The organism is Halobaculum sp. MBLA0143, assembly GCF_041361465.1.
Lineage (GTDB): Archaea > Halobacteriota > Halobacteria > Halobacteriales > Haloferacaceae > JAHENP01.
Genome location: NZ_JBGKAC010000001.1, coordinates 216444 through 228785, shown reverse-complemented (window position 1 = coordinate 228785; position 12342 = coordinate 216444). Strand labels below are relative to the sequence as shown.

Below are 12342 nucleotides of genomic sequence, written 5' to 3'. Positions count from 1 at the left end.
TCTACGCCGACTCGGAGCCGTGTTCGTCGCCGATCTCCCGGAAGAGGAGTCGGTAGTCGTCCGGCGAGAACGCCTCCGAGAGATCCGCGAGCTCCGACTGGAGGTCGTCGATCTGGTCGAGTAGCTCGCCGTACTCCTCGCTCGCGTCGAGCTCGGCTGCGGTGCGTTCGGCCTCCAACACCGCGCGCTTGGTGACGAGCGACGCCACCTCTTGGAGCCGCTCGTCGTAGCTGGCGCGGGTCTCCAGTCGTTCGACGACCGTCCGGATGTCATCTCGGGTGGCGGGCTTCACGAGGTAGAGGTCGAACCCCATCTGGACGATGTCCGTGTCCGGCTCGACGGCGGTGACCATCGCCACCCGACAGTCGAGCCCTCTGTCGCGGATCTCGCGTAGCACCTCCGACCCCGGGTGGTCCGGGAGCCGGCGGTCCAAGAGCACGGCGTCCGTGTCGGCGTCGATCGCCGACAACGCCTCCGCGCCCGTCTCCGCGACTGTCACGTCGTAGTCGTCCTCCAGGTAGCTCCGATACAGGTCTGCCACCTGCGACTCGTCCTCGACGACGAGAACACTGCGTGTCACGACACACCCGCCCCCACGGATCGCGTGCCGTCAGCTGTCATGCATTGCAACTGCGCGAATCCAGATATTAAAACTGTCGCACACGCTACCGGGGCGGCTGCCGGCGAGCCGGGGGGGACCGACGGTCGGTGACACAACTATTTACACGCTCCCGCCAGAACTCTACTGTATGGTCGAGACGGTACCCACGGGCGTCACGGGGCTAGACGAGATTCTCAACGGTGGGTTGGTGAAAGACTCGACGGTCCTCGTCAGCGGGAACCCGGGCACCGGCAAGAGCCTGTTCGGGATACAGTACCTCTACACCGGGGTGACGGAACACGACGAGCGCGGGATCTACATCTCCTTCGAGGAGGACGCCGAGGCGATCGAGGAGGCGGCCGCCTCCATCGGCTTCGAGGAGTTCGGCGACTTCGTCGACGAGGGGGAGATACAGATCTACGACAAGACGGAGATGCTCCGGGAGAGCGACTTCAACGCCACGCTGGAGACGCTGTTGGAGGACTTCGCGGACACGAGCTACGATCGGCTCGTGTTGGACTCGCTGACGATGTTCCAGCTGTTCTTCGACGACGAGGCCGAAGAACGGACGTACCTCCTGAAGTTCTCCGACATCCTCAAGCGCAACGGGCTCACGTCGCTCCTGATCAACGAACAGGGGGCGGTGTTCCCGGAGACGGAGATCGGGCTGGAGAACTTCCTGACGGACGGCAACGTCTACTTCATCCAGACGCCGACGGAAGACGGCGTCAACCGGTACGTCTGGGTGGCGAAGATGCGCAAACAGAACATCGACACGGACATCTTCCCGATGGAGATCGCCGACGGCGGGATCACCGTCTACGACAAGGCCAGCGGCTTCTCGATGATGGGCGGCGACGACCCGGCCGCCGGCTTCTGACTACCCCTCCGTCATCGTTCGCCACACCTGGTCGAGCTTGTTCTGCACCTCGGAGCGTTCTTCCAGGTCCACTTCCAGTCCGTTCCGGAACGTCACCTCGATGGAGTCGACACACCGGCGGTACACCTTGATCCGGCGGTGTTCGTCGGACAACGGCCGGTCGTGGAGCTCCAGGAGGTCCGTCTCCTCGAGTTCGTTGATCCGCCGGTAGCAGGTCGCAATCGGTACCTCCAGTTCGTCCGACAGCTCCTGTGCCGACTTCGGCTCCCCGGTGGCGTCGAGGATCTCCGGGTTGTACTTGTTCCCCAGCACCTGGATGATGTCCTCGTCTTCCTCGGCCATTCGCTATCAGGTTCGATACGTTCCCGTATAACACTGACGCCGGGAAGGCGTCCACTCCGACCACTCTGTCGGACCGGCGTCCGACAGGTATCAGATTCAATATTCGAAGTTATAAACAGTTAGTGTGCCAGTTCGGGGTGGCTCTCACCCCTCTCGGTCGGCTCCGATCTCGTCCACGTGGGCAGCGTGGAGGGCGGCGAACGCCCGGCGCTCTGCGGCCTCGGCTCGCTCCCGTCGCCGGGTCTCCGGCGTCAGGAGCGTCGACAGTCGCGCCAGCGTGTCGGCGGGGGCGTCGGCGACGGCCGTCGCCACGCTCGACGGCTCGTCGACGACACGGGAGACGAGCCCGACCCGGGCGGCAGCCGACGCGTCGAGCGTGCGACCGGTCAGCGCCATGTCGGCCGCGACCGTCTGCCCGACCGTGGCCGGGAGTCGGTGGGTCCCTCCCCACGCGCCGAACAACCCGTGTCGGACGCCCGACTCCGCGAAGCTGGCCGCCGGAGTCGCCACCCGCAGGTCACACGCCAACGCGAGCTCCACCCCACCGCCACGGGCGGCACCGTCGACGCCGGCGACGACGACCGCGTCTGCGGTCTCGATCCGTCGGGCCGTCCGTTGACCCCGGCGGGCGAACGCCGCCGGCTCCGACAGCGACGCCACGCTGTCTAAGTCCGCGCCGGCGCAGAACGCCGACCCCGCCCCCGACAACAGGACGACCGGGGTCGGGGCCTCCGTGACCGCCGCGGCCAACTCGTCTAGCGCCGTCGGTCGGAGGGCGTTGCGCGCCGCCGGCCGGTCCAGCGTGACGCGGGTGACGCCGTCTGCCGTCTCCGTTCGGATCACGGTCGCCGTTGGCCGGTGGTTTCCAAAGGTCTTTGCGTGTCCCACCGATATATGAGTCGTAATGGACGACGCCGTGCGGGTCCGCGACGCCGCCGAGGAAGCGCTGGCCGACATCGAGCCGGCGCGTCTCCGCGAGACCCTGTGTGGGCGGCTCGCCGACGCCGAGATGACTCCGGGCGTGTTGACGGTGTACAGCGCCCGTGCTCTGACCTCCGACACCGACACGGTCGCCGTCGGTGACCGGGCCGCCGGCGTACAGCTGATCTACGAGGGGCTCCGCCTCACTCGACAGCTCGCACACGAGGAGCCGTGGACGGACGAGGAGCCCCCTCCGACCTCCGTGGACGCCACGGGGGCCGTCTCCGCGGCCGCCGCGACCCCGGTCGGCGACGGTGAGGCCGTCGCGGCGGACCTGGGCGTGCTCGCGGCCGACGTGTTCGTCGCCCGTGGGTTCTACCTCCTGGCACGGACGGAGGCCGCCCGAGACGCCGTCGGCGTAGTCCAACGGTTCGGCCGCGACCAGACGCTCCGTCGGTCGGCCGACGACCCGGCGTCACTGGACCGTAGCCTGGAGACGGACGTGCTCGAGCTGGCGGTCGTCGCCGGCAGCTCTGCCGTCGCCGGTCGGACGCCGGACGGGCTCCGGTCGTACGCCGCCGACCTCGCTGCCGATCAGGACGGACTGCCGACCGTCCGGTCGCTGCCCGACTCCGCCGCCGACCGGATCGCCGCACTCGCCGAGGAAGAACGCGTCTCCGTCGATTCCTGACGACGCCACAAGATACTCGAGGCTGTAATTACATGTCATTAGCGTGCCCGCAGTCGACAGCCTCGCGCGCCCCGACGTGTTGCTCGCCGTCATCGCTCTGGGGTTGGCTGTCGCGGCGGCAGGTCACGCAGCGTTGTTGCCGACACAGTCGGCCGCCCCGGCGGGCCTCGTCGTCGCTTTCGTCGCGACTGTCGACGGACTGGCGAGACCACCGACGGAGTGAGCACTCTCGAGTTCGTGACGAAAGGGTGGGAGCGCGCTGCGAAGAGAGGTGCAGCGCGCGTACCGCCCTGAGTTGGTCCCCGCTGACGCTTCGGCCCTCCAAGCGAAGCGTCACCAGACTGTAACCCTGCGTCGCACTTAATCCTAGCGCAGTCGGCTCGTGGTGCCGGATACGAAACTGTCCGCACGCTCGTCCGACGGGCGAACGGCCGACGGACCCCTCGGTCCGGTCACTCCGCTCGTCCGGGGTGGGTCGCCGGGAGTCGCGGGCCGTCGCCGAACAGCCGTTCGCGTAGCGTCGTCGAGTCGCCGGCCGCCGGGAGGAGTCCACGCTCACGCAGCTCCGGCGTCACGAGGTCGACGAAGTCGTCGAGGCCGCCGGTGCGGACCACCTCCTTGACGTTGAACCCGTCGACGCCCGTCTCCCGGACCCAGCGTTCCAGTTCGTCGGCGACCTCCGTCGGCGACCCGACGATCACCGGCGAGGTGGTGCCGAGCCCCGAGAACTCCGCCACCTCCCGGACGGTCCACTCCCGGTCGGGGTCCGTCTGCGTGAAGGCGTTCATCGTCCCCTGGATCGCGTCCGTCTCGATGTGCTCGATCTTCTGGTCCGGGTCCAGCGCCGACAGGTCCATGTCGAGGAACCCCGACAACAGTGCCAGCGTCGCCTCCACGTCTACTCCCTCGCGCAGCCGCTCGTACTTCGCCTCCGCCGCCGCCGTCGTCTCGCCGACCACCGGGACGACCCCGGGGAAGAAGGCGAGCCTGTCCGGATCGCGGCCGTGTGCGGCCGCTCGCTCCCGCAGGTCCTCGACGTACTCCCGGACGCCCGCCTCCGTCGGCTGCGAACAGAACACCGCCTCCGCGTTGCGGGCCGCGAACTCCCGGCCGCGCTCGGAGGAACCGGCCTGGAACACGACTGGCGTCCGCTGTGGCGACGGCTCACAGCCGTGTGGCCCGGGCACGTCGAAGAACTCCCCCTCGTGGTCGATCTGGGCGACCCCCTCCGGTCGGGTGTACACCCCCGACTCCCGGTCGTGGACGACCGCGTCGTCGTCCCAGGAGTCCTCCCACAGCGCGTAACACACCTCCAGAAACTCCGCTGCGCGGTCGTACCGGGTCTCCTTGTCCATCCGTTCGTCCAGTCCGAGGTTGATCGCCGCCGACTCCAGATACGAGGTGACGACGTTGAACGCGACCCGACCGTCCGTGAGGTGGTCCAGCGTGGAGAACTGCCGGGCGAGTTCGTACGGGTGTTGGTAGGTGGTCGACCGAGTGACGGCGAAGCCGAGTCGGTCGGTCGCCTCCGCCATCGCCGGCAGGAGGTACGTCGGGTCGTTCGCCGGCGTCTGGACCCCCTTCCGGATGGCCGTCTCTCGGTCGTCGCCGTACACGTCGTAGATCCCCCGCACGTCGGCGAAGAACACCGCGTCGAACCCACCTCGTTCGGCCGTCCGGGCCACCTCCGTCCAGTACTCCCGGTCCGTGTACTCGTGTGACCGGTCGCCCGGGTGTCGCCACGACCCCGGTGAGACGTGTTCGGCCGCGTTCATCGTGAAGAGGTTGAGGTGAAGGTGGTCGCTCACGGCTCGGACAGACGACAGCCGGGCGGGTGGTCGCCACGGTGCAGGCAATCCGTCGGGGGTTCTGGCGACGTGTGGGCGGCTACGCCGGCCCCCCGTCGGCGACCGTCAAGAACGTCTCGTCGCGCTCTGTCGCCGTCCGGAGTCGGAGGCCGGCGTCGGACTGGAACGTCGCCGCCTCACCCGCGCCGAACCGCTCGTCTCTGGGCGGGCCCGCCTCGCCGGCGCCGTGACGGCTCCAGTCCACCGTGACGACGCGGCCGCCGGGAGCGACGACCCGCGCCAACTCCGCCAGCGCCGCCTCCGAGGCGAACTCGTGGAACGTCATCGTCGAGAACGCGGCGTCCAGCGTGTCGTCCGGGAACGGCAGGTCCGCGACCTCTGCGGTGACCGGCTCCACCGTCTCCGGCAGCCCCTTCTCCCGGTAGTGGTCGTGCATCGCCGACTGCACGTCCACGGCGTAGCAGTGGTCCACCCGGTCTGCGACGGTGTCCGTGTAGAAGCCCGTCCCCGACCCCAGGTCCGCGACCGTCTCCGTCCCCGTGAGCGCGAGTGCCGACCGGAGCTCCTCGGCAGAACAGAACCTGAATCGGTCGTCGTCCTCCAGTGCGTCCGCCCGCCCCACGTCGAAAGTGTGGTACCCCACGTTCGGACGAGGGCCGCCGTCTCCTTGACAGTTTCTGGCCGACTCACTCACCCCGGGCGGCGATCTCGTGGACGAACACCGTCCGGCGGTCGCCCACCTCCGAACACAGCCGTTCGCGGGTGTCCGGCGCCAGATCCAGGTGTGCCAGCGGCACCTCCGTCACGTCCACGAGTCGCCCGACGACCGTGTCGTCGCCGTCGGCGGCGACGACTCGATCGCCCGGTTCACCCAGCGGGTGTGGCCGGAACAGCCGTGTGGGCTCTGCCAACACTCCCTCGGCGTGCAACAGACTGTCGGCCCGTACCTGACCCATACTGTTTGCCTGGGGTGGGACGAGTATAGCACTTTGGCCTGGTTACGACTATATAGAGACACCCCCGACGCCGTCAGTGCCGACAACAGTGGATTTATAAGATACGCCGAGCTACAGATAGATGCCGAGAGACGACGCTTTTCTCGTCGTTGATCGGCGACAGAAACCCGCGCCACGCCGACGCCACCCGGTGCGTCGTGACCGGGCCCGCCACGACGCACGACCCGCCTCGCCCCGGCCTCACTCCCCCTTCGCCTTCGTCCTCACAACGCCACGCGCTCTCCGTCCGTAGCCGCCCGTCGGATCGCCGCGAGCACCCGTTGGTCCGTCAGTCCGTCGTCAGCGTCCGGGTCGATCGCTCCGTCGGTCCGGACTGCGTGTGCGAAGTAGTCGAACGCCGCGACCGTCTCGTCGCCGCCGACATCCTCGATCTCGACCCGTTCGTCGCCCGTCTCGACGACGACCCGGCGGTCGTGACCCGGTTGGAAGGCGTCTTCCACTCGAACCCGTCCGTCCGTTCCGACGAGCGTGAGCGTCGCGTTCCCGGCTCCACGGAAGCTCGCGGAGAAGTTGCCGACCACGCCGTCCGGGAACTCGACGTGGAAGTGGGTGTGTGCGTCCACCTCGGCGAACGGCGTCGCCGACGAGCGTTCCTCCCCGTCGCCGCCGACGGCGGTCGCCGTCACGGCGACGGGGTCTGCGTCCAACAGGAACCGTGCGGTGTTGAGCGGGTACACTCCCACGTCGTACAGCGCGCCGCCGCCGGCGAGTGCCGCGTCGAGCCGCCACTGGTCGACGCCACGGTCGCCCGCCAGCACCGGGAACGTGAAGTCGCCGAACAGCTTCACCGGGTCGCCGACGGCTCCGTCCGCGATCAGCCGCCGGAGACCACGGACGACCGGGTCCGTCTGCATCCGGTAGGCCGTCATCAGCCGGACGTCCGCCGCCGCACACGCCTCGACGCTCGCGGCCGCTCGGTCCACGGTCGCGTCCAACGGCTTCTCACACAGAACGTGTCGGCCGTGCTCGGCGGCCGTCTCGACGTGTGGTCGGTGCTCTCGGTTGGGCGTGGCGACGTAGACGGCGTCGTACGCCCCCGTCGCCTCGCCGGCCGCGTACGACTCGTACGACAACGGGACGGCGTCGTACTCCGCCGTGACCCGGTCCGCCTTCGTCGGGTCGCCGCTGACGACGGCCCCGACGGCCGCGTACGAGCCCCGCTCGATGGCCGGCAGCGAGACGTTCCGTGCGTAGCCGCCGAGTCCGACGACGGCGTACCGCAACGGCTCCACGTCGGCCGGGTCCTCGGTCGCCCAGTCCCGTTCCCGCAGGGTCGCGACGCTGTCGATCGTCACGGGCCGGTGGCTCACGCGCCCGACACAGATATCTGACGGTCCCGCGGGCAGTCACAGCGCGACGCCGAACGCGGCCTCCGAGAGGAACGACGCGAGGAACATCGCGCCGCTGGCGAGGAACAGCCGACCGGTGTCACTGATCCGGTCGCGGGCACGGACGGGGTACCACGCGGTCGGTGGGGCTCGACGGATCAGCCGTTGGAGCCCGCTCGGCTCGGCGAGGTCCCCGTCGTCACCCAGCGACAGCGACGCACCGGTGCCGGCGCGCTCGTCGCGGTCGTCCGAGGACGCGACCGACCGCACCCGCGCGATGATGCCGTTGTTCGACAACGCCGGAGCGCGGGAGCCGACCCACGCGAGCACGGTCGCGTACCCCAGGTGGACGGTGCCGCCCAGGAACAGCCCGTACTTCGCGGCCACGGCGGCCGCGTCGACGCCGGCGAGCGCGACGCCGACGACCGTCGAGACGGCCGCGACGAGCGCCGCCAACGCGACGGCGTACTGGAGGCCGTCCAACAGGCGACGTGTCCGGGTTGATCGCGGCCGCCGATCCCCGCGCTGTGACGACGCCATCAGTCGTCGGCCGCGGCGGTGTCGTCGACCTCCGGCTCGTGGAGGCTCGCGACCTCCGGCGCGACGGCGGCCGGATCGTCGTGGTCCGGTCGGTGTCTGTGACAGCGGCTCGTCCGCCCGGCGTCACTCACCTCGTGGGCCTCCGGCTCCTCCTGGTCGCAGGCGCCGCCGAACTCCTCGACCAACAGGTTCCGGGCGCTCTCGGCGTCCCCGTCGACGACCCGGTCTGCGGTCTCGTCGACGACCTCGCGGACGGCCGGAGGCGTGTCGACGTCCTCGAACAGGTCGTCGACCACCGCGCGGGCGTCCTCGTAGCCGCCGCTCAGTCCCAGCCGTTCGCGGGCGATCTCCACGATCGACTTCGACACCCGGGAGCGTTCCCGGACCACGTCCCGGTACTCCTGGATCCGCTCCCACACCTCGTCGTCCACGTCGGCGTACTCGTCGGGTCGAACCGTGACCGGGCAGCGTGTGGCGAACGGACACCCCTCGGGTGGGTCCCGCGGCGACGGCGGGGAGCCACGCAGCGTGATGCGTTCCTTCTCCACGCTCGGGTCCGGCTCCGGGATCGCCGACAGCAACGACGCCGTGTACGGGTTCGCCGGGTCGCGGAACATCTCCTCGGTCGGGCCCAGCTCCATCACGTTGCCGAGGTACATGACGGCGACCCGATCACAGATGTGTCGCACCACGCTCAGGTCGTGGGCGATGAACAGGTACGTCAGGTCGAACTCAGCCTGGAGGTCGTCCAAGAGGTTCAACACCTTCGCCTGGACGGACACGTCCAGCGCCGACACCGGTTCGTCCAACACGACGAACTCCGGCTCCAGCGCCAGCGCCCGGGCGATTCCCACCCGTTGCCGCTGGCCGCCGGAGAACTGGTGCGGGTACCGGAAGTAGTGCTCCTCCCGGAGCCCGACCCGTTCCAACAGGAACCGGACGCGGTCCCGCCGGATCGCCTGCTTGTCCACGAGCAGGTCGATCGACAGGGTGCCTCCCGAGAGGGTGGCGTCCACCTCGTCGGCCGACAACGGCAACGACTCTCGAACGGACACCTCCCCGTCCGGCGAGACGACGATGTCGGCGTCGCGTTGTGTGTCGACCGCTCGCGCGTCGCCGGAGACGGCCACGCTCTGGTTCGGGACGGCCGCCGTGAGGTTCGGCCAGTCGTGGACGTCCAACGGCTCGCGGACGATCTCCCCGACGGTCATCCGGTCGTTGAGGCTGGACTCGGGGTCCTGGAACACCATCTGGGCGTCCCGTCGCCAGCGCTTCAGCTCTCCCCCGGACAGCCGGGTCACGTCCTGGCCGGCGAACTCCACCTCGCCGGCCGTCGCCGTCTCCAACTGGACGAGCGTCCGGCCGAGGGTGGTCTTCCCGCAGCCGGACTCCCCGACGAGCCCCAGCGTCTCCCCGCGGTGGATGTCGAAGCTGACGCCGTCGACGGCCTTGACCGGCGGGTCCGAGAACGGGCCGCCACCCTCGTCGTAGTACGTCTTCAGGTCGTTCACCTCGACGAGCGGCTCGTCGTCGGTCACGAGCCGTCACCCCCGTCGGCCGCGAGGTGGTAGTCGTCGATCCGTCTCGCCTCCGACGTGTCCTCCGGGTACAACAGACAGGCGACGCGGTGGTCCGTCGAGTCGCCGTCGGCCGCCGGCGAGACGGGCTCCGGGTGGACGGACGTACACTCGTCGAACTCCTTGGGACACCGCGACGCGAACCGACAGTCGCTCGCCGGCTCCGTCGGCGTCGGGACGTCACCCTCGATCGTCTGGAGCCGGTCGGCGCCGACCTGACGACCGGGGATCGAGCCGAGCAGCCCCTCCGTGTACGGGTGTGCCGGGCGGTCGAACAGCTCCGCGGCCGGCGCGCTCTCGACGATCTCGCCGGCGTACATCACGTTCACGCGGTCGGACATCTCCGCGATCACACCCATGTCGTGGGTGATGAACATGATGGCGAGGTCCCGTTCTTCCGTCAGCCGTTGGAGCAGTTGGAGGATCTGCGCCTGGATCGTCACGTCCAGCGCCGTCGTCGGCTCGTCACAGATCAACACCTCCGGGTCACACGCCAGCGCCATGGCGATCACGGCCCGCTGACGCATCCCGCCGGAGAACTCGTGGGGGTACTCCTTGAGCCGCCGCGGGGCGTCCGGGATCCCGACCGCCTCCAACAGGTCGACCGCCTTCGAACGCGCCTCCTTCCCGGAGAGGTCCCGGTGGAGGTCCAGCGCCTCGCGGATCTGGTTGCCGACGGTGTACACCGGGTTGAGACTCGACAGCGGGTCCTGGAACACCATCGCCAGCCCGCCGCCGCGCAGCTTCCGCAACGCCTTGTCCGGCGCGTCCGTCATGCTGACGTAGCCGTCCGTCACCCGGCCGTCGGAGCGGTCCGTGACGACCACGAAGTCGTCGTCACCGGGCGTCTCGGACGGCTCTGCGGTCCGTCCGCCGTAGCGGTCGGCGAACTGCCGGACCGTCGGGGTGTGCCAGAACCGGACGCTGCCCCCTTCGATCCGACCGGGTTCGTCGACCAGCCCCATGATCGAACGGGCCGTGACGGACTTCCCGGAGCCGGACTCGCCGACGATGCCGGTCGTCTGGCCGGGGTACAGCGAGAAGCTCACCCCGTCGACGGCGTGGATCGTCTCCTTGTCCGTGTAGAACGTCGTCTGGAGGTTCGTCACCTCCAGCATCGGGTCGTCGCCCGACGGCGTCGTCGCCGTCCCGGCGCGACTCTGCGAGCTCACGCTCCACCCCCGGCCGCCTCGGCCTCCTCACTGCTCGCGCCCTCGCTCTGCGGGTCGATGGCGTCCCGGATCCCGTCGCCGAAGGCGTTCAGCCCGGTCACCAACAACGTGATCATGACCCCCGGGATCAGCGCGATGTGCCAGGACGCGGTCGTCACGAGGCTCTGTCCGCTCGCAATCGCCCGCCCCCACTCCGGGGTCGGCGGGGTGATCCCCAGGCCGAGGTACGACAGCCCGGCGATTGCGACGACGATCCCACCGATCCGCATCGAACCGTACACCAAGAGGTAGCCGACGATGTAAGGGAGCATGTGTTTGTTCATCGTCTTCCGCGGCGTCTGTCCGTAGCTGCGTGCGGCGTCGATCCACTCCTCTTCGGCGACCTGGAGCGCCGGGCCACGGATCGTCCGCCAGATGAACGTCCAGTTCGTGAACGAGAAGATGGCGATCATCAGGAGCGCGCCGTTGAACACCGCCGACAGCCAGTGGTTGCTGAACACGGCCCACGCCATGATCAACAACAGGAACTGCGGGATCACCTGGATCGAGTCGCTGGTGATCACGGTGATGAGGTCCGCCAGCCCCTTGTAGTAGGCCGTCACGAGGGCCAGCACGACGGCGATGAACCCGGAGACGGCGATGGAGACGCCACCGATGAACAACGACACTCGTGCGCCGTGCGCGAGGAACGTCATCATGTCCTTCCCGGTGGTGAGTGTCCCCGCTGGGTGGAACCGACCGAAGTCGTCGTACGTCCACGGCCCGACCGCCTCACCCCCGCCGGAGCTCGCCCGGACGTTGGCGACACCGACCGTCACCGTCTCCACCGTGTTCGTATCGGGGTTGAGGTACTCCGTCTCGTAGCTGTACGGCTGTCTGATGTTCTGTTCCACCGTCGTCGGTCCGAACGCCGGGGCGAACAACGCCATCACCACGAAGAAGGCGACGAGGACCAGCCCGAACCGACCCCAGTCGTGTCTGGCGAACCGGTCGATCTGGTCGTCGGCCGGGCTCCAGTCCGCGACCCGGTAGTGTTCCCGGTAGGTGTCGTAGCCGCGCCAGAGCCACCACAGCGTCACCCCGGTGTAGACGTAGATCAGCCCGGCACGGATCGTCCACGCCCACATCGGCTCCAGTCCCAGGAACGTCCCGGTCCAGCCGCCTCCCGGCAGCTCGTGACCCTGGTTCGGGATCGTCTCTCTCGACAGCAGCGTCGGGATCTGTTCGGCACCGGAGACGAGCCCGTTCGCGGTCGCAACCGCAGGATCGCTCGGGAGCAGTTTCAACACCCCGAGGAACGCCTGGGCGAGTGTCGTGAGGAGCGCTCCGAGCTCCGGGAGCACGAGCAGCGTCAGGCCGGCGAGCCACACCATCGCCGGGCGTGGCGTCGCCAGCACGCGCTGGGTCAGTGACTGGTCGCTGCGTTCGAGCGTCTGTTCGGTCGTCGTGACGTTCTCTGTTGCCAT

14 protein-coding genes are annotated in these 12342 nt (G+C 69.0%); 3 read left to right on the top strand and 11 right to left on the bottom strand.

Annotated elements, in window-relative coordinates; genetic code table 11:
* Position 1: 1 nt before the first annotated feature.
* Entirely contained in the window at positions 2-580 is a 579-nt protein-coding gene (locus RYH79_RS01225; protein WP_370895431.1) for a HalX domain-containing protein, read from the bottom strand.
* A gap of 169 nt (positions 581-749) precedes the next feature.
* Here RYH79_RS01225 and RYH79_RS01220 point away from each other — a divergent pair, with 169 nt between their 5' ends.
* A complete protein-coding gene (locus RYH79_RS01220; protein ID WP_370895429.1) occupies positions 750-1481 on the top strand; it encodes an RAD55 family ATPase in 732 nt (243 codons plus the stop codon).
* Here the strand turns inward: RYH79_RS01220 and RYH79_RS01215 are convergent, their stop codons facing one another.
* Both RYH79_RS01215 and RYH79_RS01210 read right to left on the bottom strand, forming a co-directional pair.
* Positions 1482-1823, bottom strand: a complete 342-nt coding sequence (locus RYH79_RS01215; RefSeq protein WP_370895427.1) for a helix-turn-helix domain-containing protein — start codon at positions 1821-1823, stop codon at positions 1482-1484.
* A 144-nt stretch (positions 1824-1967) separates the two neighbouring features.
* Positions 1968-2666 (bottom strand): enoyl-CoA hydratase/isomerase family protein, encoded by a 699-nt coding sequence (locus RYH79_RS01210; RefSeq protein WP_370895425.1) that lies wholly within the window; start codon positions 2664-2666, stop codon positions 1968-1970.
* Between the two features lie 61 nt (positions 2667-2727).
* Here RYH79_RS01210 and RYH79_RS01205 point away from each other — a divergent pair, with 61 nt between their 5' ends.
* Positions 2728-3435 (top strand): DUF7114 family protein, encoded by a 708-nt coding sequence (locus RYH79_RS01205; RefSeq protein WP_370895423.1) that lies wholly within the window; start codon positions 2728-2730, stop codon positions 3433-3435.
* Positions 3436-3478: 43 nt separating this feature from the next.
* Complete coding sequence (locus RYH79_RS01200) at positions 3479-3658, top strand: DUF8015 family protein (RefSeq protein WP_370895421.1); 180 nt, start codon at positions 3479-3481, stop codon at positions 3656-3658.
* Between the two features lie 229 nt (positions 3659-3887).
* On the opposite strand, the gene RYH79_RS01195 is transcribed toward RYH79_RS01200, so the two are convergent.
* The 8 genes from RYH79_RS01195 to RYH79_RS01160 form a co-directional block, all read right to left on the bottom strand.
* Complete coding sequence (locus RYH79_RS01195) at positions 3888-5243, bottom strand: LLM class flavin-dependent oxidoreductase (protein ID WP_370895419.1); 1356 nt, start codon at positions 5241-5243, stop codon at positions 3888-3890.
* Positions 5244-5322: 79 nt separating this feature from the next.
* Complete coding sequence (locus tag RYH79_RS01190; RefSeq protein WP_370895416.1) at positions 5323-5886, bottom strand: class I SAM-dependent methyltransferase; 564 nt, start codon at positions 5884-5886, stop codon at positions 5323-5325.
* Positions 5887-5929: 43 nt separating this feature from the next.
* Positions 5930-6199, bottom strand: a complete 270-nt coding sequence (locus RYH79_RS01185) for a hypothetical protein (protein ID WP_370895414.1) — start codon at positions 6197-6199, stop codon at positions 5930-5932.
* Positions 6200-6462: 263 nt separating this feature from the next.
* On the bottom strand, positions 6463-7554 hold the full coding sequence (gene gfo6 / locus RYH79_RS01180; protein WP_370895412.1) for a D-xylose 1-dehydrogenase Gfo6: 1092 nt from the start codon (positions 7552-7554) through the stop codon (positions 6463-6465).
* A gap of 51 nt (positions 7555-7605) precedes the next feature.
* Complete coding sequence (locus RYH79_RS01175) at positions 7606-8127, bottom strand: DUF7555 family protein (protein WP_370895410.1); 522 nt, start codon at positions 8125-8127, stop codon at positions 7606-7608.
* Entirely contained in the window at positions 8127-9638 is a 1512-nt protein-coding gene (locus RYH79_RS01170; RefSeq protein ID WP_489753357.1) for an oligopeptide/dipeptide ABC transporter ATP-binding protein, read from the bottom strand. The genes RYH79_RS01175 and RYH79_RS01170 overlap by 1 nt, the downstream gene beginning before the upstream one ends.
* A 23-nt stretch (positions 9639-9661) precedes the next feature.
* Entirely contained in the window at positions 9662-10822 is a 1161-nt protein-coding gene (locus RYH79_RS01165) for an ABC transporter ATP-binding protein (protein WP_370900720.1), read from the bottom strand.
* Between the two features lie 50 nt (positions 10823-10872).
* Positions 10873-12342 carry an ABC transporter permease gene (locus tag RYH79_RS01160; protein WP_370895406.1) on the bottom strand — a complete coding sequence of 490 codons (1470 nt, stop codon included), beginning with the start codon at positions 12340-12342 and terminating at the stop codon, positions 10873-10875.